We start from the raw sequence: 20,248 nt of genomic DNA on the forward strand, positions 1-20,248 counted from the left end.
ACTTGCCAGCGACAGTGCCGAAGGTCCTTACAAAGCACGCGAGATGTTCTTTGGCTAGCCCTCAGACGGCTTGCCACCCGATCGAGTTGAGCCTGCCGTCGCACCGGCCTTGACGCCACCGTCCTTCGGGCCGGGGACCGTTGGCGCCTCAAAGGATTCCAACGCCTCCAGCACGTCCTGGACACGGGAAATCTCGGCGTTGATGTCCTCGCGGCGGCGGACGAGAACCTCGAGCTCGCGTTTGCCCTCGTCAACCGTACGCTCCGCCTCGGCCTGCGCCTCCGCCTTGACGCGCTCGGCCTCGCGCACCAGCTCGGCCACCTTCGTCTCGGCCTCCTTGAGCAGCGCCTCGGCCCGCTTCACGGCCGAGATACGGACCTTGCCGGCCTCGGAACTCGCGTCCGACACCAGTTCCTTGGCCTGCGCCTCGGCCTCGGCACGCTGTTCCTCCGCGGCCTTCACCAGCGCGTCACAGCGTTCACCGGCGGTCTTCATCGCCTCGGCGGACTCGCGGCGCGCACGCTCGTGCAGCTCCTCGATCTCCGCGGTGAGGCGGTCGCGCTGCTCCTCGGAACGCTCCCTTATGGCCGTCGCGTCCCTGCGGGCGCCGACGAGCAGTTCGTCCGCGTCCGTACGGGCCTTCTCCACCAGGGAGTTGCCCTCGACCCGCGCCTCGGAGACAAGGCGGTCGGCCTCCGTGCGGGCGGCGCCGACCATCGTGTCGGCCTGCGCCTCCGCGTCCGTGGTGGCCTTGAGCGCCTTCTCCTGCGCGTCGGTCGTCAGCTTCTCGGCCTCGGCCGCGGCCTCCGTGATGAGCGTGTCGACCTGCTCGGCCGCTTCGGAACGGCGCTTGTTGGCCGCCTGGCGCGCCTCGTCCAGGGTGCGGTCGGCCTCGTCCCGCGCCTGCGAGGTGAGCCGCTCGGCCTCCGCCGCCGCCTCCGCCTTGACGCGCTCGGCATCGGACCGGATGCGCTCGGCGTGCTGCTGGGCGGAGCCGACCGTCTCGGCGGCGTCCGCGCGCAGCCGCTCGGCGTCGCCCGTCGCGTCCGAGATGAGCTTCTCGGCCTTGGCCACCGACTCCGAGCGCACCCGCTCGGCCTCCGCGGCCGTCTCGGCACGCAGCCGCTCGGCTTCCGTGATGGTCTCGGCCTGCAGCCGCTCGGCCTCCGCGACCGTTTCGTTCTGCAGCCGCTCCGCCTCGCTGCGCGCCTCGCCGATCAGCTGGTCGGCCTGGCTCGCGGCGTCACTGCGGATGCGGTTGGCGTCCTCGCGGGCGTCGGCACGGGTGCGGGAGGCGTCCTGCTCGGCCGACGCGATCGCGTCCGAGGCTTCCGTACGCGACCGCTGGGCGTACTCCGAAGCGTCCGAACGCAGCCGCTCGGCCTCCGCGATGGCCTCCGAAACGGTGCGCTCGGCCAGGGACTTGGCGGCCTCGGCCTCCTCGCTCGCCTCGCGACGAGCGCGGGCGGCGTCCTCGGACGCGCGCTCCCGCTCGGCGTACGCGTCGGAGCGGACACGGTCCGCCTCCTCCTGCGCCTCGGTCCTCGTGCGCTCCGCCGCGTGCTCGGCGGCGCTGCGCAGGCCCGTGATCTCCTCCTGCGCCGCCTCCTGGAGGCCCGCCACGGAATCCCGCACGGACTGGGCGGTCTGCTCGGCGCTGGAGACCATCTCGGTCGCCCTGCGGTCGGCTTCCTCGACCAGGCGGACGGCCTCGGCCTGAGCCTCCTCGACGCGGTTGCGGGCGGAGGCGAGGAGCTCCTCGCTCTGCTCGCGGGCCCGCTCGCGCTCCTGGTCGGCCTCTCCGCGCGCGGAGCTGAGGGTCTCCTCCGCCTCCCGGCGGCGCCTCGCGGCCTCCTCCTGGGCGGCGGACAGCGCCTCGGCGGCCTCCGCGCCCACGCGCTCGGCGGCGGCAGCGGCCTCCGAGCGCAGCCGGTCGGCCGACTCCTGCGCCTCGGTCTTGAGGCGCTCGGCCTCGGCAGCGGCGTCCGAACGCAGCCGCACGGCCACGTTCTCGCCCTCGGCGCGCGCCTGCGAGGCGTCGGCGGCGGCCTCGGTGCGCAGCCGCTCGGCCTCGGTCTCGGCCTGCGACTGAAGGGTGCGGATCCGCTCCGCGGACTCCGAACGGAGGCGGTCCGTCTCGTCCGCCGCCTCCTTGCGGATGCGCTCGGCCTCGGCGCGGGCGTCGGTGAGTGCCTGCTCGGCGGAGGCCAGACGCTCCTCGGCCTCCGTGTGCAGGCGCGTCAGCTCGTCGGCCGCCTCGGCCTGGCGTGCCGCTATCGCCCGCTCGGTCTCCTCGCGCAGGGCCCGCGCGGCGTCCTCGGCCTCGGACTTCGTGGCCTCGGCCTGCTCGGCGGCCTCCTCGCGGTGCCGCTCGGCCTCCGCGCGGGTGCGCTCCAGGGTCTCCTCGGCCTGCTTGCGCAAGCTCGTGGCGCGCTCAATGGCCTCGGTGCGGACCCGCTCGCTCTCGGTGGTCGCGGCCGACTTCAGCTCGTCCGCGTCGGCCTTCGCCTTGGCGAGCAGCTCCTCGGCGGACTTGGCCGCCTCCTCGATCTGCTGGACGGCCTCGCGCCGGGCCTCGCCCCGGATCCGCTCGCCCTCGGTGACCGCGTCGGCGCGCAGCTGCTCGGCCTCGCCGCGCAGCCTGCGCGCCTCCTCCTGCAGTTCGACGGTCTTGGCGCGGTACTCCTTGGTGTCGTCCTTCGCCGTGCCCTTGAGGCCCTCGGCGATGTCGTGCGCCTCGGCGCGCAGCCGGTCCGCCTCAGCCTCGGCCTCGCTGCGGATCCGCTCGGCCTCCTCGGTGGCGGCCTTCGTCGTGTCCTTGGCGTCCTTGGACGCCTTCTCCAGTACTTCCTCCGCCGTACGGGCCGCCTTGGCGAGCTGGCCCGCGGTCTCCTCGGCGGTGATCGTGCGCGCCTTCTCGGCGGCGTCCTTGATCAGCTTCTCGGCCTCGGCGCGGGCGTCGGCGACGAGCTGCTCGGCCTCGGACTTCGTGGCCTCGGCTTCCTTGGTGGCCTCGCCGACAAGACGCGCGACCTGCTCCTTGGCCGTACGCGTGCGCTGTTCGTTGGCCCCCTCGGCGGCCGAGAGCTGCTTGGACGCCAGTTCCTTGGCCTCGGCGAGGACCTTGTCGGCCTCGGCGCGCGCCTCGCGCAGCGCCGTCTCGGCCTCCGCCATGCGCTGCTCGGCGGCCCGGCTCGCCTCGGTGGCCTGGCGGCGCGCCTGCTCGGACTCGGTGGCCGTGGACGAACGCAGCTGCTCCGCGTGGTCGGTGGCCTCCTGCGCCTGGGTGGACGCGGCGTTCAGGAGGCGCTCGGCGTCCGAACGGGCCCGGCGCAGGATCGCCTCGGCCTCGGCACGGGCCGACTCGGCATCGCTCGACATGCGCTGGCGGGCCTCTTCGGCCACGCGCTCGGCCTCCGCGCGGGCGGCGGCAAGGGCCTGATCGGCCTCGGCGCGCGACTCGTCGAGCAGGCGGCGCGCCTGCTGCTCCGTGCGCGCCCGCAGCTGCTCGGCCCACGCCACGTTCTCGTTGACGTGCGACTCGACGGTCTGGCGGCGCTCGGACAGCTCGTGGTCGAGCTGCTGACGGCGTGACACCGCCTCGGAGTGCAGCTCGGACTGGAGCCTGGCCTGCTGCTCGGCGTGCTCCTGAAGGATGCGCTGGGTCTGCGCACGGGCGTCGCGCAGCTCCCGCTCGGCGTCCTGGCGCAGCTGGTCGGCCTGGATCTGGGCATTACGGAGCAACTGCTCGGCCTGATAGCCGATGTCCGCGCCGTCATAGGCAGGGCGGGACGCGAGGTTACGGCGCGCCTCGTGCAGCTTGGCGCGCAACACCTCGACCTGGTAGCCGAGGTCTTCGGCGTGCTGAACAGCCTTCTCTCGCTCGGTCTTCAGCCGGTCCATCTCGGCCTCGAACCGCGAAAGATGGTCCGTCTCAGCCCGCGAGCTCTCTTGGCGTTCGTAGCCCCGCACTGCGCGGTCCCATCCTTCCCCAGGCTCTGAACTTCGTTCGAGCAGGAGAGACCCCACTCTGGTCGCAAGTTTCGTACGAGCCCTGTCCATCCGCCGAACGGGGCCCACGGGGAATGGTGTCAGATCAACAGCAGAGCCTGGGCTGCTGCCCTGACGCTCGTCCCCCGAAACCCGGACCCCGGCAAGCGGCCGCCCAGCGTACGGACGACCGGCCGCCCGAACTTCGGACGGCCGCCCCCAACCCTACCGGCCCAAGTATGCGGAGGTCAGTGCTCCGGTGACTCCTGAGCTGCCGAGGTGACGAGTTCGGTCAGCACACCGTGACAGTCCTTGGGGTGCAGGAAGGTGATGCGGGAGCCCATGGAACCGATCCGGGGCTCCTCGTAAAGGACGCGTACGCCCTTGTCCTTGATGGCCGCCGCGTCGCCGTCCACGTCCGCGGTGCCGAAGGCGATGTGGTGCACGCCCTCGCCATTCTTGGCCAGCCATTTGCCCACGGCGGAGTCGTCGCGGGTGGGTTCGAGGAGTTGCAGGTAGGAGGCGCCGCCGTCACTCGTCTCATTGATCTTGAGCATGGCCTCGCGTACGCCCTGCTCTTCGTTGACCTCGGTGTGGAACACCGTGAAGCCATATGTCTCGCGGTAGAACTCGACGGTCTTGTCGAGGTCGAAACAGGCGATCCCGATGTGATCGATTCGCGTCAGCATGTTTTAAGTGCAGCCCTTCCGGCGGTGATTACGCAACGTGCGCGCGATCACACCGAACGCCCGATGACGCGCGGCGTACCGCTCAGTACATTCAAGTAAACCCTCATTAACTCCTCCTCCCAAGGGGCCGTGGCACATGTCTGGAACGACCGGTACCACCTCAGTGATCGTCGCGGGCGCGCGGACGCCCATGGGCCGCCTGCTCGGCTCCCTCAAGTCCTTCTCCGGCGCCGACCTGGGCGGTTTCGCGATCAAGGCCGCGCTGGAGCGGGCCGGGATCGGCGGCGACCAGGTGCAGTACGTGATCATGGGGCAGGTGCTCACGGCCGGGGCAGGGCAGATCCCGGCGCGTCAGGCCGCCGTCAAGGCGGGCATCCCCATGAACGTCCCGGCACTCACCGTCAACAAGGTGTGCCTCTCCGGGCTCGACGCGATCGCGCTCGCCGACCAGCTGATCCGCGCGGGCGAGTTCGACATCGTCGTCGCCGGCGGCCAGGAGTCGATGACGAACGCGCCGCACCTCCTCCCGAAGTCCCGCGAGGGCTACAAGTACGGCGCCATCGAGATGCTCGACTCCATGGCGTACGACGGCCTGACCGACTCCTTCGAGGCCATCGCCATGGGCGAGTCCACGGAGAAGCACAACACCCGCCTCGGCATCGCACGCCCCGAGCAGGACGAGATCGCCGCCGGCTCGCACCAGCGCGCGGCCGCCGCCCAGAAGAACGGCATCTTCGAGGCCGAGATCACCCCGGTCGAGATCCCGCAGCGCAAGGGCGACCCGGTCCTGTTCTCCAAGGACGAGGGCATCCGCGCCGAGACGACCGCCGAGTCGCTCGGCAAGCTGCGCCCCGCCTTCACCAAGGACGGCACGATCACGGCGGGCACCTCCTCGCAGATCTCCGACGGCGCCGCGGCGGTCGTCGTGATGTCCAAGGCCAAGGCCGAGGAGCTCGGCCTCGACTGGATCGCGGAGATCGGGGCGCACGGCAACGTGGCGGGCCCGGACAACTCGCTCCAGTCGCAGCCGTCGAACGCCATCAAGCACGCCCTGAAGAAGGAGGGCCTGGACGTCGCCGACCTCGACCTGATCGAGATCAACGAGGCGTTCGCCGCGGTCGCGGTGCAGTCAATGAAGGACCTCGGGGTGTCCTCGGAAAAGGTGAACGTCAACGGCGGTGCCATTGCCCTGGGTCACCCGATCGGGATGTCCGGCGCACGCGTCGTCCTGCACCTCGCCCTTGAGCTGAAGCGGCGGGGCGGCGGCGTGGGTGCCGCGGCGCTCTGCGGTGGCGGCGGGCAGGGTGACGCGCTGATCGTGAAGGTGGCGAAGGCCTGAGGTCCTGACGCGTTTCGCGCGGGTACGCCTTCTCTACGTCTAGGAACGGAGCTGTCTGACATGCAGGACGTCCCCTCCCTGGTGGCACAGGCCCGCGAGGGCAGGCCACGGGCCGTGGCCCGGCTGATCTCACTGGTCGAGGGGGCGTCCCCGCAGCTCCGCGAGGTCATGGCGGCGCTGGCTCCGCTGGCGGGCCATGCGTACGTGGTGGGCCTCACCGGATCTCCCGGTGTCGGCAAATCGACTTCGACGTCGGCGCTGGTCTCGGCGTACCGGCGCGCGGGCAAGCGGGTCGGCGTCCTCGCCGTCGACCCCTCGTCGCCCTTCTCCGGGGGCGCGCTGCTCGGCGACCGGGTCCGGATGTCGGAGCACGCGTCCGACCCCGGGGTCTACATCCGCTCCATGGCGACGCGCGGCCACCTGGGCGGCCTGGCATGGTCGGCCCCGCAGGCGATCCGCGTACTGGACGCGGCGGGCTGCGACGTGATCCTGGTCGAGACGGTCGGCGTGGGCCAGTCCGAGGTGGAGATCGCCTCGCAGGCGGACACGTCGGTGGTGCTCCTCGCCCCCGGGATGGGGGACGGGATCCAGGCGGCGAAGGCCGGAATCCTGGAGATCGGTGACGTGTACGTCGTCAACAAGGCGGACCGGGACGGCGCGGACGCGACCGCGCGCGAACTGAACCACATGCTGGGGCTCGGGGAGTCGCGCGGTGCCGGGGACTGGCGCCCGCCCATCGTGAAGACGGTGGCCGCGCGGGGCGAGGGGATCGACGAGGTCGTCGAGGCCCTGGAGAAGCACCGGGCGTGGATGGAGGAGCGGGGCGTACTGGGGGAGCGTCGCGCGGCGCGGGCGGCCCGGGAGGTGGAGACAATCGCGGTCACTGCTTTGCGGGAGCGAATCGCGGACCTTCACGGTGACGCGCGGCTTTCGGCTTTGGCGGAGCGGATCGTGGCGGGGGAGCTGTCCCCCTACGCGGCGGCGGACGAGCTGGTCGCGAGCTTGACCTCGGGGTGAGGTGGCGGACGCCTTGACCTCGGGCTGCGGCGGGGGCCGCCTTGACCTCGGGCTGAGGTGGCGGACCGGTTGGGTGATCCGGCGGGCCGCCGGAACCGCTGCTGCCGGTGGCCGGCAGCCGAACATGCCACATGCCGCCGCTTCGCGGCGATGTCTCCCGCCCACCCACCCGAGCACCCCGGGGTAATCGGGTGGGTGGGTGGGAAAGATCCGCCGCGAAGCGGCGGTTCAGGGCGAAGCCGAAAGATGAGGCAAGGCCGGAAGACGAGGCGAAGCCGAAAGACGAGGCAGCCGGAAGACGAGTCGAACCCGGAGGACGAGACGCAGCCGGAAGAGGAGCCCCGCACCCACGACACAAACCGCCCCGCAGGGAAATCCCTGCGGGGCGGTGGGGGCTGACTGACGGAGGGGGGACCCGTCAGTCGTCGGAGCCGTCGTCGTCCGAGTCGTTGTCGTCGGAGTCATTGTCGTCCTGGGCGTCCGACTTGTCGGCCGTGACCTTGCCCGACTGCAGGTCCACCTTCCAGTCGGACTCCGCACCCTTGCCGGAGGCCGTCTCCGCGTCCCAGGCCTTGGCCGTGCCGTCCTCGTCCAGGTCCACGGAAGTGACCGTGCCCTTGGCGGCGGCAGCCTTCGCCGCGTCCTCCGCCGTGGTGGACGCACCCTTCAGGGCGGCGGCCACGCGGTTCGCGTCGCCGTCCTCGTCCTGCTCGGTGTGCGAGCCGAGCACCTTGCCGGTGCCGGGGTCGACCTGGACGCTGTGCCACGTGCTGCCCTTGCCGAGCACGTCGACGTCCCAGACCAGACCGCCGTTGTCCTCGTCGTCCAGCTCGGCGGAGACGGCCGTGCCGGACTGGTTCGCCAGGGCCGCCTTGATCGCGTCGGCCGCCGTCACCTTGGCGGCCTTCGCCTCGGCGGTGTTCTCCTTGGCGTCGTCCCGGTCGTCGTACCGGTCGTCGTCACGGTCGTTGTCCCGGTCGTCGTTCTTCAGCTGGACGCTCGACTTCTTCGCGGCGGCCGACGAGTCGTCGTCGCCGGTGGCAGCGAGCGCTGTCGCCGTACCGCCCCCGGCCAGGGCCAGGGCTGCGACGGTGGCGATGACGATGTTGCGCTTCATAAGGGGTTCCTCCCGAGACGGTGGCTGTGCGGCCCGGGGGCCGCTGCCGTTCGCTTTCGACAAGGACCAATCTGGCTGAGCGACCCTGAAGCCAGCCTGAAGCCGCCTGAAGAACTCTTCAGGTTGCTTCTGCCACCCTTGGCGCATGCGCCTGTTGATCGTGGAAGACGAAAAGCGCCTCGCGCTGTCCCTGGCCAAGGGGCTGACGGCCGAGGGTTATGCCGTGGACGTCGTGCACGACGGCATCGACGGGCTGCACCGGGCGAGCGAGGGCTCGTACGACCTGGTCATCCTCGACATCATGCTGCCCGGCATGAACGGCTACCGCGTCTGCTCCACCCTGCGCGCCGCGGGCCACGACGTACCCATCCTGATGCTCACGGCGAAGGACGGGGAGTACGACGAGGCCGAAGGGCTCGACACGGGCGCGGACGACTACCTCACCAAGCCCTTCTCGTACGTGGTGCTCGTTGCCCGGGTGAAGGCCCTCCTGCGCCGCCGCGGCAACGCGGGGCCGTCCCCCGTCCACACCATCGGCGACCTCAGGGTCGACACCGCCGCGCGCCGCGTCTTCCGCGGTGACGGCGAGGGGGACGGCGACGACGAAGTGACCCTCACCGCCAAGGAGTTCGCGGTTCTGGAGCAGCTCGTGCTGCGGGTGGGCGAGGTCGTCTCCAAGGGCGACATCCTGGAGCACGTCTGGGACTTCGCCTACGAGGGGGACCCCAACATCGTCGAGGTCTACATCAGCGCGCTGCGGCGCAAGCTCGGCGCACAGCTGATCAAGACGGTGCGCGGCGCCGGATACCGCCTGGAGACCCCCCGATGACCAAGCGCTTCTTCAGTTCCGTACGGGCTCGCGCCACGATCGGCGCCAGCCTCGTCGTGGCCGTCGCGCTGGTCGCCGCCGGCGCCGCCGTCCTGCTCTCGCTGCGCGCGAACCTGACCGACCAGGCCAGTGGGCAGGCCGAGTCCACGGCCCGCGGGGTGGCCTCGCGGCTCGCCGGGAACGAGCCGTACGACAACCTGGACCTGGACGACGAGGACCACCCGGTCCAGATCGTCGACGGCGACCGGAGGCTGGTCGCCGCCACCGAGGACCTGCAGAGGATCAGCGGCACGGGTGTGGCCGCGGTCAAGCCCCAGTCGGCCGCGACGCCTCCCAAGGGCGACGACGATGACGACGACGCGAGCGAGGGCGACGCGCTCGAACTCGGTGAAGTCTCCGATGACCCGGCGGACGTCACCTCGGGCTCCGCCACCATCGACGGCGAGACGCGGGACTACCGCTTCGCCGCCGTCGAGGTGAACGTCGAGAAGAAGGGCGACCTCACCGTCTACGCGGGCGCCTCGCTGGCCGCCCGACAGGGCGCGGTGTCCACGGCGTTGACGTCCATGCTCATCGGTTTCCCGCTGCTCCTGGCCGTGATCGCCCTGGTGACCTGGCTGGTGACGCGCCGCGCCCTGCGCCCGGTGGACGCGATCACCTCCGAGATGGCGGCCATCACCGCGTCGGAGGACCTCGCGCGCCGCGTGCCCGAGCCGGACACGCACGACGAGATCGCCCGCCTGGCCACGACCACGAACGAGACGCTGGCTGCCCTGCAGACCTCTGTGGAACGTCAGCGCCGCTTCGTGGCCGACGCCTCGCACGAACTGCGCAGCCCCATCGCCTCCTTGCGCACACAGCTCGAAGTGGGCGCTGCCCACCCGGAGTTGCTGGACGTGGACGGTGCGGTCGAGGACACCGTACGACTTCAGGAGCTGGCCGCCGACCTGCTCCTCCTGGCCCGCCTCGACGCGGGGGAGAAGCCGGGCGGCGGGCAGGTGGATCTGGCGGCCCTCGCCCGCGAGGAGCTCTCGCAGCGCACGCGGGACAGGGCCGACGTCCGCATGGATCTGAAGAGCGTCGACGTCACCGGCTCCCGGAGCCAGTTGGCGCGCGTGCTCGGCAATCTGGTGAACAACGCGCAGCGCCACGCGCGCTCGCACGTCACGGTCGCCACCCGCGCCGAGGGCGCGTGGGCGGTCCTCGAGGTCTCCGACGACGGGGACGGTGTGCCGGAAGGCGAACGCGACCGGATCTTCGAGCGCTTCGTCCGCCTCGACGACGCCCGCACCAGGGATGACGGCGGGGCGGGCCTGGGTCTCGCCATCGCGCGCGACGTCGCCGCGCGGCACGGCGGGACCCTCACGGTCCGAGAGGCTCCCGGTGGGGGAGCGCTCTTCGAGCTCAGGGTCCCTGCCGCCACCCGGTGAGGGTCAGGGCTTGCCCCGCTGGGCGCGGAGGTGTTCCGCGATCGGGGTCAGGGCCTTGTGGAGTTCGCCGAGTGCCTCGGGTGAGATCAGGTCCACGAAGTGCTTGCGGACCGAGTCCACGTGGTGCGGGGCGACGCGCTGCATGGTCTCCATGCCCTCGTCCGTGAGGACGGTGTAGAGCCCGCGCCGGTCGGACTCGCAGTTCTCCCGGCGGACCAGGCCCGCGTTCTCCATACGGGTGATCTGATGGGACAGGCGGCTCTTGGACTGCAGTGTGGCGGCCGCGAGATCGCTCATACGCATCCGCTTCTCTTCGGACTCGGAGAGGTGGACGAGGATGTCGTAGTCGTTCATGGTCAGGTTGAACGGCTGGAGGTCCTTCTCGAGCTGATAGGTCAGCATCCTGTTGACCTCTACGTGGGTGCGCCAGGCGCACTGTTCCTCGTTGGTCAGCCACTGCGGGGCCGTATCGGTCTCCATGGAATCGATTCTACCTAAGAAGTTGAAAGGTGAACGAATGTCGGGGTGTGACACGCGCCTCTGACCCCCAGTTGTCAGAGGGGCACAGGCGTTCGCCCGTCACACTCCGCAGACTACCGCTCACAGGCCGAAGCGACGCTGGAGGTCCCCCAGTTGTCCGGGAAGGCGTGGTTGTCCCGGCTGCTGGCCGTGTGGACTGCGCTGACCCGGCGCGCCCTGGCTGCCCGGCACGCCCGCCTGCTGCGGCACCACGCCCGTCGCCTGCTCGGTCATGAGTGCCTCCGAGGACTGCAGGAGCACCGTGCCTGCTCCCACGAACTCGAACTGGTGCTCCTCACCTGAGGTTCCCCCGATCCCGGTCAGTGCCCGCACGCCCCCGATGACCCCGGTCAGATATCCGTGGTCATAGTGATGGCAGGGCGAGGGGCAGTCCGCCCAGCCCACGAGGGCCTGCGGGTCCACCCGGATCGGCGGCTCCATGAACACCACTGGGCCGTTCGACGCGGCCACGAACTTTCCGGATCCGATCAGGGTCAGAAAGCCCGGAACGATGGATTGCTTCAGCGCGAGAGTTGGCTGAAAAGCGAGGAGGTTGCCCGAGCGAATGGTCAGGTTGCCGTCCTCGAGGTCGTACGAATTCACGTCGAAGGCCCGGTCGGCGAGGAGCATCTTGCCCTGGCCGTCGGCCACCACCCAGTCGCTCGCGTGCAGGGGCGAATGGAAACTCGTGCGCACCAGACGGTCCAGGCGGCCGTGGCCGATGCCGTTGAACTCGATCGATCCGTAGTACGCGATCATCTTGCCCTTCTGCAGGAACCACTGGCTCCCCTTGAGCTCCACGCAGAAGGTGTACGCGTTCACGCTGTCGTCGCTCGGCAGTGTCATCGGGTCGAGGGCCGCGGGTGCTCCCGCGGGCATTGAGGGGTTCACAGCTTCTCCTCCGACGCCTGGACGTACACCGCACCGCTTCCGGACAGCTCGAGCTGGAACGCCTCGCCCGAGCCCCTGCCCACCATGTCGCGCCAGCCGAGCGCCGTGGAGAGCTTGTTGCGTACGTCCCCGTGGTGGGCCACATACGCCTGTGGGTCGACGTGGACCGGGCGCTGCGGGGTGATCGGGACCTCGATGACACCGCCGTGGGCCATGACGGCGACCGCGCCCTGTCCCTTGAGGGTGGTCGTGAAGAGGCCCTGCCCCGTGACCTGGCCGCGGACCATGCCCATGACGCCGCCCTGCGAGCCCATGAACATCGTGCCCTGCTGGAGCGTCCCGTCGAAGGCGAGCAGCCGGTCCGCCTCCACGTAGAGGGTGTCCCCGGAGAGGGTGATGACCTGGATGTGGTGACCGCCGTGCCCGAAGAGGACGGTGCCGCTGCCTTCGACGGTCATCAGGGGTGTGGCTTCGTTGGCGACGCGGCGCCCGATCATGGAGGCCAGGCCGCCCTGGCCGCCCTGGACGTTGGGGGTGAAGGCCACGTCTCCCTTGTAGGCGAGCATCGCCCCGCGCTGGCTGAACAGCCGCTGGCCCGGCAGGACGGTCGCCTCGACCATCTTCGAGTTGATCTCCCGGAATGGCATGTCAGACGTCCCCCGCGATCGTCGTCCGCTCGCTGGGCTGGACATAGACGAGCCCCTCGCCCTCGAACCGGATCTGGAAGGCCTCGCCGCCGCCCTCGCCCAGCAACGTACGGAAAGTGACGCCCGACTGGAGGTGCTGCTGGAGGTCTCCTTGATGCGCGACATACGCCCCCGGGTCCACCGTCAGGGGGAACTGCCGGCTCACGCGCAGCACCACGGCGGGTCCGTCGGACATGATCGCCGCCTGGCCCGAGCCCTCGACCGTGGTGGTGAACAGGCCATTGCCCTGGGAGGCGCCGCGGACGCCGGTGAACTGGGTGCCGGTGCGCAGGCCCCCGTCCGTGCACAGGAGATTGCCGGCCTCGACGAAGAGCTTCTCGCCGCGCAGCTGCACGAGGTTGATCTCCGTGGCGCGGTCGGCGAACCAGCACGTGCCGTGCCCCTTCACCTCCATCACCGTCATCTGCTCGCCGGTGACGCGACGGGTCACCATGCCGCGTATCCCCTCGCCGCCGCCGGTCATCTTTTTGAAGGCCATCTGGCCGTCGTACGCGACCATCGAGCCGTTCTTCGCCTTGACGGCGTCGCCGGTCATGTCCACGGCGAGCACCCTGCTGCCTTGCAGTCGGAACGTTGCCACGTATCGACGGTAGCCGTCGGATATGGGGTCGGAACAGGGCAACGGCCCCTGAGGGAACCCGGAGAACACCCCGATGTCACAATGGGGGTCGCTTGTGCGCGCATTCACAAGATCGCCGGTGGTCAGATCGCCGGATCGATGCCGTCGAGCGGCCCCGCCCCTCGCTCCCGCCTCACACCGAAGGTGATCCGTGGACATCAAGACCGCTTCCGCACTCCGCCGCCTCCGTCTGGTCTCGGCCCCCGAGGCCGTCTCCTTCCTGCTCCTGATCATCTGCTCGGTGCTCAAGCGGACCACGGAGTTCAACGCCGTGCCGGTGATGGGCATGGTCCACGGGGTGCTCTTCATCCTTTACGTGCTGTTCTGGCTCGACGCCTGGAACCGCACGAAGTGGGACGTGAAGACGGCCGCCCTCTACTTCGTGCTCTCCGTCCTGCCGGCCGGCGGTTTCTACGCCGAGCGCAAGCTCAAGCGTGAGGCCGAGGCCGCCGTGATCGCGTCGCGCGCCCGTCGCGAAGGCGTCGTGAGCGCATGATCGTCGCCTTCTCCGTGACCCCGCTCGGGGTCGGCGAGGACGTGGGCGAGTACGTCGCCGACGCGGTCCGCGTCGTCCGTGAGTCCGGCCTGCCGAACCGCACCGACGCGATGTTCACCTCGGTCGAAGGTGAATGGGACGAGGTGATGGACGTCGTCAAGCGTGCCGTCGCGGCGGTCGAGGCGCGGGCGCCGCGCGTCTCCGTCGTCATGAAGGCGGACATCCGTCCCGGAGTGACGGACGGGATGACGTCGAAGGTCGAGACGGTGGAGCGGCACCTGTCCGCGTAGCCGTCGCCCCTGTGTCGTAAGAAGTCCTCGCCGTCGGACGGCGAGGACTTCTCTTTGTCCGCGGACTTGAGCACTCGCTCAAAACTCTCTATGGTCGTCATGGTCATCTTGAGCAGTCGCTCAAAAATGCGCTGACATGGGGGAATGCCGTGAGCTTGTACGTCGAAGCACGCATAGACGCCGACCTCGACGAGCTCTGGGCACGCACCCAGGAGCCGTCCCAGCATCAGCGCTGGGACCTCCGCTTCACCGAGATCGACTACCTGCCGCAGACACCGGGCGAGCCGCGGCACTTCCGGTACGGCACGCGCGTACTGCCCTTCCTGACCGTCGCGGGCACCGGGATCTCCGCGGGCGAGAAGCGCCGCGCGGACGGCACCAGGACGTCCGCGCTCCGCTTCGCCTCGCCGCATCCGCTCTCGCTCCTCCGGGAGGGCTCGGGCTACTGGCGGTACGTCCCCGTACCCGGCGGCGGCATCCGCTTCCTCACCGGCTACGACTACCGGCCGCGCTGGGGCCGCTTCGGTGCGCTCGCCGACCGTGCCGTCTTCCGCCCCCTGATGGGCTGGGCCACGGCCTGGTCCTTCGACCGGCTCCGGCTCTGGCTGGAGCGCGGGATCACGCCCGAGCGTCAACTGCTGCACGCGCTGGCCGAGGTGGGTGTGCGCGTCGGGTGCGTGGCCGCGGCCGCCGTCGCCTCGCCCATGGTGGCGCCCGCGGTCCTGGCCCTCGCCTTCGTCCTGCCGCCTCTGCCGACGACGCCGGCCGCGCGCCGCTGCCTGCGCAATCCACCGGCACGCACGCGTGCACCGCGTGTTCTCGCGACCCTTCAGGAGAAGTGATGAGGACATCGATCTTCCGTACGGTGATGGGTGCCGATTTCGACCGGCTGCATCCCCAGCTGCAACGCCGCTTCTCGGTGGGTCTGGCGAGCGGCGAGGCGTGCACGGGGCGGGGCGTCATGGACCGTATCTGGCACGGCAGAGGCTTCGTGAAGCCGTTCCTGGCCCTCGGGGGCACGCGCAACATCCTCGTCCCGCGGGAGGGCCGCCATGTGCCCTTCACCATCGAGAACGTGCCGTACGTCGACACCTTCGGCCGTGAGACGGTGAGCTTCGTGCGCACCTTTGATCTGCCAGGATGCTCCCGCCGCTTCGACGCCCAGATGGTCCTGGGCCCCAAGGGCGACCGGATCCTCGACTACCTGGGCACTCATCAGCACCTCGCGAGCGACCTCCACCTCCGGGCCCAGCCGGACGGCTCCCTGCTGATCCGTTCCGGGGAGCACCGCTTCCGGGAGGGGCCGGTGGATGTCCGCGTCCCCGAGGTGATCGGCGGTGACGCGGAGGTGCGGGAGTCCTACGACGACTCCACGGGCCGCTTCCGTATCCGGGTCAGGGTGGTGAACCGGCACTTCGGGCCGCTCTTCGGGTACGAGGGTTCCTTCGCGGCGGAGTACGCGGATGTCCGCGGCTGCGGTGTGCGGCCGGGGTTGCGGCCCCTGCGCGAGGAGGCGAGGGCGTGAGCGGCGACACGAAGGAGAAGCTCCTCGAAGGGGCGCTTCGTACGTTGACGGAGCAGGGCATCGCGAAGACCTCCGCGCGGACGATCGCGGCTGCCGCCGGGGTCAACCAGGCGCTGGTCTTCTACCACTTCGGGTCCGTCGACGAGCTTCTGGCGGCGGCCTGCCGTCATGGCTCCGAGCAGCGGGTCTCCCGTTACCGGGAGCGGCTCGACGCGGTGTCCTCGCTGGCCGAACTCCTCGAATTCGGCCGTGAGATGCACGAGGAGGAGAGGGCCGCGGGGCATGTCGCGGTCCTCGGCCAGCTGCTTGCGGGGGCCCAGACGCAGCCTCGCCTCGCCCCCGCGACGGCGGCGGGCCTCGCCCTCTGGATCGAGGAGATCGAGAAGGTCCTGATCCGGGTCCTCTCGGCGACGCCGCTGGGGGAGTTCGCGGATCCCGTGGGTCTTGCGCGGGCCGTGGCGGCGTCCTTCGTGGGGATCGAGCTGTACGAGGGGGTGGATGCGGCGGGGGCGGAGCGGGCGCTGGATGCTCTGGAGCAGTTGTCCGTCCTGGTGACGGCCGTCGAGGAGTTGGGGCCGATTGCTCAGCGTGCCATGCGGGGGCGCCTACGGCGGGTTGCGCGGTCCTGAGCTGAGCCCCCTGCGGCGGGCGGGCTCCGTAGGGACCTTTCCCACCCACCCGCCCGATTGCCCCGGGTCTGCTCCTGGCCGAACAAGCCTTTCCCGCCCACCCGCCCGATTGCCCCGCATCCGCCTCTGGTCGAGCAGGCCTTGTCCGCCCGGCGTTCACAGACGGAGCAACGTCGTTCGACCCGTGCCCCGGGGTCTTCCGGCCCGCAACCCCGGCCGAACCGCTCACCGTAAGACCGCTCGCACGGACGCGTCCCGTTCGACACGCCGGGGAAACTCCACTTTTGTGTGGGTATCGGCTCGTTCGCACCTGAACCTGCCAGAGCCAGATCACCCACGACCTGGAGGGCGCTGTGCGGCCGGAGGGCTACGACTACGACACCCACAGCACACTCGCCGGACCGCTCACCGAGCCGGACGGCGGAGGCAGCGGCAGCGGCGAAGGCGGCCGCTATCGGGTGCAGTACAACAAGCTGCTCTCCAGCGAGCCCCACCGAATACGAGCCGTCATCCTGATGACGCTCGCCCCCGTCCTCACCGGCCTCCTCCTCGTCTACCTCGTGTGGCCGAGCCACTGGACGGAACGCGAGGGCGCCGACAGCTGGCTCATCGGGCTCGACATCACGATGCTCGTGGCCATCGGCCTGATCGAGCTCTTCATGCTCGTCAACGTCGTGTCCATCGCCCACGCGACCCTGGTGGCGAGGGACCCCGTCCCGGTCACCCCCGAATCCGGCACCCGCGTCGCGTTCCTCACGACGTACGTTCCGGGCAAGGAACCCCTCAGCATGGTCCGCGCCACCCTCGAAGGCGCGAAGGGCATACACCACCCCGGCCCCCTGGACGTGTGGCTCCTGGACGAGGGTGACGACGAGGACGCCAAGGCCCTCTGTGCCGAACTCGACGTACGTCACTTCTCCCGCAAGGGCGTGCCCGAGTGGAACCGCAAGAAGGGCGTCCACAAGGCCCGCACCAAGCACGGCAACTACAACGCCTGGCTCGCGATGCACGGCGGCGACTACGACTTCTTCGCCTCCGTGGACACCGACCACGTGCCGCTCCCCAACTTCCTGGAGCGGATGATGGGGTACTTCCGGGACGAGGATGTCGCGTTCGTCGTCGGGCCCCAGGTCTATGGGAACTACGACTCGCCCGTCACCAAGGCCGCCGAGTCCCAGCAGTTCCTCTTCCACGCGCTGATCCAGCGCGCCGGCAACCGCTACCGCGCACCCATGTTCGTCGGCACCAACAACGTCGTACGCATCCAGGCGCTCCGCCAGGTCGGCGGCCTGTACGACTCCATCACCGAGGACATGGCGACCGGCTTCGAGCTGCACCGGCACAAGAACCCGCTCACCAAGCGCCACTGGCGGTCGGTCTACACCCCGGACGTGCTCGCCGTCGGCGAGGGGCCCGCCTCGTGGACGGACTTCTTCACCCAGCAGATGCGCTGGTCGCGCGGGACGTACGAGACGCTGTTCAAGCAGTACTGGAAGGCGCCGTTCACGATGCCGCCCGGCCGCCTCTTCTCGTACACGATGATGCTCGTCTACTACCCCATGACTGCGATCAACTGGCTGCTCGGCGTGCTGAGTTGTGTTCTCTTCCTCTGGTTCGGGGCGTCCGGTACGCAGGTCGCCGCCTCCGTCTGGCTGATGCTCTACAGCGACGCGGCCGCCCTCCAGGTGGGGCTCTACCTGTGGAACCGCCGCCACAACGTCTCCCCGCACGAACCAGCAGGCTCCGGAGGCCTCGCCGGAATGGGGATGTCCGCCCTCTCCGCACCCATCTACGCCAAGTCCCTCGGCGCCGCCGTCGTGCGCCGCCCCAGCCGCTTCGTGGTCACGCCCAAGGGCGGTGACGCGAGCCCCGACCGGCTGCTCACCTTCCGCATCCACCTCTTCTGGGCGGCGGTGCTCACCAGCTCACTGGTCGCGTCGTTCGTGCTCGGCCACACCCACGCGGCGATGCGCACCTGGGCCGTCCTCGCCCTGGTCATCTCGCTGGCCCCCGTCACGATCTGGTCCTTCACGCTGCTCAAGGAGCGCAGGGCGAGCGAGGGGCGCAAGGAGGCCCGCGCGCGGGCCCGGCAGCGCGGCAGGCAGGACGCGGAAGGCATCACCACCGCGGCCCCGGACGGCGAGCCGGAGCCGGCGTTCGCCACCGGTACGACGACAGGAGGGAACTGACCCATGGCATACCGGCCCTCTCAGCGGACGAAGAAGACACTCCTGGGTGTCGGGGCGGGCGCGCTGCTCGTCGGACTCAACGCACCGGCGGCACTCTCCTTCGCCGAGGAGCAGTACTACGAGTACAAGATCGCCCAGCCCGGTTACAAGGCCAAGTACGGCTCCTGGAAGCAGATCGGCATCCCCGAGGAGTTCCGCACCAACGCCATCCACGCCGCGCTCCTGCACACCGGCAAGGTCCTGATCGTCGCGGGCTCCGGGAACGAGCAGAAGAAGTTCGACAAGGGCGCCTTCGACACGATCCTCTGGGACCCGAGGAACGACACCTTCAAGAAGGTCAGGACCCCGGAGGACTTCTTCTGCTCGGGCCACGCCCAACTCCCCGACGGCCGCCTCCTGGTGGCGGGCGGCACGGCGCGCTACGAACTCCTCGACGGCGAGATCAACCGGGCCGGCGGCGGCATGCGCGTCAAGAACGAGAACCCCGACAAGGCCATCGTCCTCAAGAAGGGTACGCGTTTCCGCTCCCCGTCGGGCGTCGAGTACGTGAGCAAGTTCGACGTCGAGGTTCCCAAGGCCAAGCGGGACTACGAGATCACGTACACCAAGTCCGGCGTGATGAAGCCCTGGAAGACGTCGGTCAAGGCGAGCGAGGCGCGCGTCTTCGTCGAGGCGGCCCGGGAGGGTGAGGAGTACGCCACCCAGAAGTCGGCGCAGTACGAGATCGAGGGCCTCACCGGCAAGGCGGCGGACAACGCGTACGGGATCGCCGAGAAGATCACCATGGACAAGCAGGACTTCCAGGGGATCAAGGCGGCGTACGAGTTCGACCCGAAGGCCGAGAAGTACGTCCCCGTGGAGCCGATGGAGAAGGCCCGTTGGTACCCCACGCTCGTCGGTCTCGACGACGGCAAGGTGCTCGCGGTCTCCGGCCTCGACGACGTGGGCATGATCGACCCGGGCGACAACGAGATCTACGACCCGAAGACGAAGAAGTGGACCGACGGCCCCAAGCGCTACTTCCCGACCTACCCGGCGCTCTTCCTCACCAAGGGCGGCAAGCTCTTCTACCCGGCGTCGAACGCGGGCTACGGCCCCGCCGACAAGGGCCGTGAGCCCGGCCTCTGGGACCTGAAGACCAACAAGTTCGAGAAGATCCCGGGTCTGGTCGACCTCGACCAGACCGAGACGTCCGCGTCCCTCCTGTTGCCCCCGGCGCAGGACCAGAAGGTGATGATCCTGGGCGGCGGAGGCGTCGGCGAGTCCGACAAGGCGACGCGGCGCACGGCCGTGGTGGACCTCAAGGAGAAGCGACCGTCCTTCCGGACGGGCCCCGAACTCCCGCAGGGCACCCGCTACTTGAACAGCGTGATCCTGCCGGACGACTCCGTCTTCACGGCCAACGGCTCCACGGACTACCGGGGGCGCGGGGCGAGCAACATCCTCAAGGCGCAGTTCTACGACCCCAAGTCGAACAGCTTCCGCGAGGCCGCGTCCCCCAAGGTGGGCCGCAACTACCACTCGGAGGCGCTGCTCCTGCCCGACGGGCGCGTCGTCACCTTCGGCTCCGACCCCCTCTACGACAACCAGCAGAACACCAAGCTCGGCCACTTCGAGCAGCGCATGGAGGTCTTCACGCCGCCCGCGCTGCACAAGGCGGGCAACAGCCGCCCGGTCCTCGGCGAGGGCCCGGAGGAACTGGCGGCGGACGGCCGCGCGACGTTCCGTACGAAGAGCCCCGGGAAGATCGCCTCGGCCCGTCTGATGCGCCCCAGCGCGGTGACGCACACGACGGACGTCGAGCAGCGGTCGATCGCGCTCGGCCTCACCAAGGGCAAGGGCGAGGTGACGGTGGAGGTGCCCAGGGGCGACACCGCGCTGGTGCCGCCGGGCTGGTACATGCTCTTCGTGACGGACCGGGACGGCACGTCGTCGGAGGCGAAGTGGATCCACGTGGGCGGGAAGTAGCCGG

Annotated in this window: 18 protein-coding genes; 11 read left to right on the top strand and 7 right to left on the bottom strand. The window is 70.0% G+C overall.

Translation table 11 applies throughout. The annotated features are described in order from the left end of the window. Positions 1–54 precede the first annotated feature (54 nt). Together scy and mce are read right to left on the bottom strand one after the other, a co-directional pair. A complete protein-coding gene (scy, locus tag ACZ5U5_RS36190) occupies positions 55–3,972 on the bottom strand; it encodes a polarized growth protein Scy (RefSeq protein WP_469030465.1) in 3,918 nt (1,305 codons plus the stop codon). Between the two features lie 266 nt (positions 3,973–4,238). Next, complete coding sequence (gene mce, locus ACZ5U5_RS36195) at positions 4,239–4,679, bottom strand: methylmalonyl-CoA epimerase (protein WP_135330222.1); 441 nt, start codon at positions 4,677–4,679, stop codon at positions 4,239–4,241. Positions 4,680–4,815: 136 nt separating this feature from the next. On the opposite strand from mce, the gene ACZ5U5_RS36200 reads away from it, so the two are divergent. Together ACZ5U5_RS36200 and meaB are read left to right on the top strand one after the other, a co-directional pair. Then, on the top strand, positions 4,816–6,018 hold the full coding sequence (locus tag ACZ5U5_RS36200) for an acetyl-CoA C-acetyltransferase (protein WP_469030468.1): 1,203 nt from the start codon (positions 4,816–4,818) through the stop codon (positions 6,016–6,018). A 60-nt stretch (positions 6,019–6,078) separates the two neighbouring features. After that, positions 6,079–7,035 (top strand): methylmalonyl Co-A mutase-associated GTPase MeaB, encoded by a 957-nt coding sequence (gene meaB / locus ACZ5U5_RS36205; RefSeq protein WP_469030471.1) that lies wholly within the window; start codon positions 6,079–6,081, stop codon positions 7,033–7,035. A gap of 418 nt (positions 7,036–7,453) precedes the next feature. Here the strand turns inward: meaB and ACZ5U5_RS36210 are convergent, their stop codons facing one another. Further along, positions 7,454–8,152: a PepSY domain-containing protein gene (locus ACZ5U5_RS36210; RefSeq protein WP_469030473.1), complete on the bottom strand. Its 699-nt coding sequence runs from the start codon at positions 8,150–8,152 to the stop codon at positions 7,454–7,456. Positions 8,153–8,297: 145 nt separating this feature from the next. Between ACZ5U5_RS36210 and ACZ5U5_RS36215 the strand changes: the two genes are divergently transcribed. Together ACZ5U5_RS36215 and ACZ5U5_RS36220 are read left to right on the top strand one after the other, a co-directional pair. Then, positions 8,298–8,981, top strand: a complete 684-nt coding sequence (locus ACZ5U5_RS36215; RefSeq protein ID WP_469030476.1) for a response regulator transcription factor — start codon at positions 8,298–8,300, stop codon at positions 8,979–8,981. Beyond that, positions 8,978–10,411, top strand: coding sequence for a sensor histidine kinase (locus ACZ5U5_RS36220; protein ID WP_469030479.1), 1,434 nt, complete (start codon positions 8,978–8,980; stop codon positions 10,409–10,411). The genes ACZ5U5_RS36215 and ACZ5U5_RS36220 overlap by 4 nt, the downstream gene beginning before the upstream one ends. A gap of 3 nt (positions 10,412–10,414) precedes the next feature. On the opposite strand, the gene ACZ5U5_RS36225 is transcribed toward ACZ5U5_RS36220, so the two are convergent. The 4 genes from ACZ5U5_RS36225 to ACZ5U5_RS36240 form a co-directional block, all read right to left on the bottom strand. Further along, positions 10,415–10,891, bottom strand: a complete 477-nt coding sequence (locus ACZ5U5_RS36225) for a MarR family winged helix-turn-helix transcriptional regulator (protein ID WP_363209318.1) — start codon at positions 10,889–10,891, stop codon at positions 10,415–10,417. Between the two features lie 120 nt (positions 10,892–11,011). Continuing rightward, the gene (locus tag ACZ5U5_RS36230; RefSeq protein ID WP_469030639.1) at positions 11,012–11,809 is read right to left on the bottom strand and encodes an AIM24 family protein; all 798 of its coding nucleotides are present in this window, start codon (positions 11,807–11,809) and stop codon (positions 11,012–11,014) included. A gap of 8 nt (positions 11,810–11,817) precedes the next feature. Continuing rightward, entirely contained in the window at positions 11,818–12,468 is a 651-nt protein-coding gene (locus tag ACZ5U5_RS36235; protein ID WP_469030482.1) for an AIM24 family protein, read from the bottom strand. Between the two features lies 1 nt (position 12,469). Then, positions 12,470–13,108 carry an AIM24 family protein gene (locus tag ACZ5U5_RS36240; protein WP_469030485.1) on the bottom strand — a complete coding sequence of 213 codons (639 nt, stop codon included), beginning with the start codon at positions 13,106–13,108 and terminating at the stop codon, positions 12,470–12,472. 190 nt (positions 13,109–13,298) lie between these two features. Here ACZ5U5_RS36240 and ACZ5U5_RS36245 point away from each other — a divergent pair, with 190 nt between their 5' ends. The 7 genes from ACZ5U5_RS36245 to glxA all read left to right on the top strand — a co-directional run bounded on the left by ACZ5U5_RS36245 (position 13,299) and on the right by glxA (position 20,244). Then, a complete protein-coding gene (locus ACZ5U5_RS36245; RefSeq protein WP_469030487.1) occupies positions 13,299–13,643 on the top strand; it encodes a DUF3817 domain-containing protein in 345 nt (114 codons plus the stop codon). Further along, on the top strand, positions 13,640–13,933 hold the full coding sequence (locus ACZ5U5_RS36250) for an MTH1187 family thiamine-binding protein (protein ID WP_160507269.1): 294 nt from the start codon (positions 13,640–13,642) through the stop codon (positions 13,931–13,933). Before ACZ5U5_RS36245 ends, ACZ5U5_RS36250 begins: the two co-directional genes overlap by 4 nt. A gap of 149 nt (positions 13,934–14,082) precedes the next feature. Beyond that, entirely contained in the window at positions 14,083–14,775 is a 693-nt protein-coding gene (locus ACZ5U5_RS36255) for a hypothetical protein (RefSeq protein WP_469030490.1), read from the top strand. Then, positions 14,775–15,458 carry a DUF4166 domain-containing protein gene (locus ACZ5U5_RS36260; protein WP_469030492.1) on the top strand — a complete coding sequence of 228 codons (684 nt, stop codon included), beginning with the start codon at positions 14,775–14,777 and terminating at the stop codon, positions 15,456–15,458. The genes ACZ5U5_RS36255 and ACZ5U5_RS36260 overlap by 1 nt, the downstream gene beginning before the upstream one ends. After that, complete coding sequence (locus tag ACZ5U5_RS36265) at positions 15,455–16,087, top strand: TetR/AcrR family transcriptional regulator (RefSeq protein ID WP_469030494.1); 633 nt, start codon at positions 15,455–15,457, stop codon at positions 16,085–16,087. Before ACZ5U5_RS36260 ends, ACZ5U5_RS36265 begins: the two co-directional genes overlap by 4 nt. A gap of 353 nt (positions 16,088–16,440) precedes the next feature. Continuing rightward, a complete protein-coding gene (locus ACZ5U5_RS36270; protein WP_469030496.1) occupies positions 16,441–18,276 on the top strand; it encodes a glycosyltransferase family 2 protein in 1,836 nt (611 codons plus the stop codon). Between the two features lie 3 nt (positions 18,277–18,279). Further along, positions 18,280–20,244, top strand: a complete 1,965-nt coding sequence (gene glxA / locus ACZ5U5_RS36275; RefSeq protein WP_469030498.1) for a radical copper oxidase GlxA — start codon at positions 18,280–18,282, stop codon at positions 20,242–20,244. Positions 20,245–20,248 lie beyond the last annotated feature (4 nt).

The sequence above is a fragment of the Streptomyces sp. NPDC033177 genome (assembly GCF_055577715.1).

Excerpts from the sequence above, each read along its gene's own strand:
- mce (WP_135330222.1), bottom strand. The coding sequence starts at position 4,679 with ATGCTGACGCGAATCGATCACATCGGGATCGCCTGTTTCGACCTCGAC.
- ACZ5U5_RS36200 (WP_469030468.1), top strand. The coding sequence starts at position 4,816 with ATGTCTGGAACGACCGGTACCACCTCAGTGATCGTCGCGGGCGCGCGG.
- meaB (WP_469030471.1), top strand. The coding sequence starts at position 6,079 with ATGCAGGACGTCCCCTCCCTGGTGGCACAGGCCCGCGAGGGCAGGCCA.
- ACZ5U5_RS36210 (WP_469030473.1), bottom strand. The coding sequence starts at position 8,152 with ATGAAGCGCAACATCGTCATCGCCACCGTCGCAGCCCTGGCCCTGGCC.
- ACZ5U5_RS36215 (WP_469030476.1), top strand. The coding sequence starts at position 8,298 with ATGCGCCTGTTGATCGTGGAAGACGAAAAGCGCCTCGCGCTGTCCCTG.
- ACZ5U5_RS36220 (WP_469030479.1), top strand. The coding sequence starts at position 8,978 with ATGACCAAGCGCTTCTTCAGTTCCGTACGGGCTCGCGCCACGATCGGC.
- ACZ5U5_RS36225 (WP_363209318.1), bottom strand. The coding sequence starts at position 10,891 with ATGGAGACCGATACGGCCCCGCAGTGGCTGACCAACGAGGAACAGTGC.
- ACZ5U5_RS36230 (WP_469030639.1), bottom strand. The coding sequence starts at position 11,809 with ATGCCCGCGGGAGCACCCGCGGCCCTCGACCCGATGACACTGCCGAGC.
- ACZ5U5_RS36235 (WP_469030482.1), bottom strand. The coding sequence starts at position 12,468 with ATGCCATTCCGGGAGATCAACTCGAAGATGGTCGAGGCGACCGTCCTG.
- ACZ5U5_RS36250 (WP_160507269.1), top strand. The coding sequence starts at position 13,640 with ATGATCGTCGCCTTCTCCGTGACCCCGCTCGGGGTCGGCGAGGACGTG.
- ACZ5U5_RS36260 (WP_469030492.1), top strand. The coding sequence starts at position 14,775 with ATGAGGACATCGATCTTCCGTACGGTGATGGGTGCCGATTTCGACCGG.
- glxA (WP_469030498.1), top strand. The coding sequence starts at position 18,280 with ATGGCATACCGGCCCTCTCAGCGGACGAAGAAGACACTCCTGGGTGTC.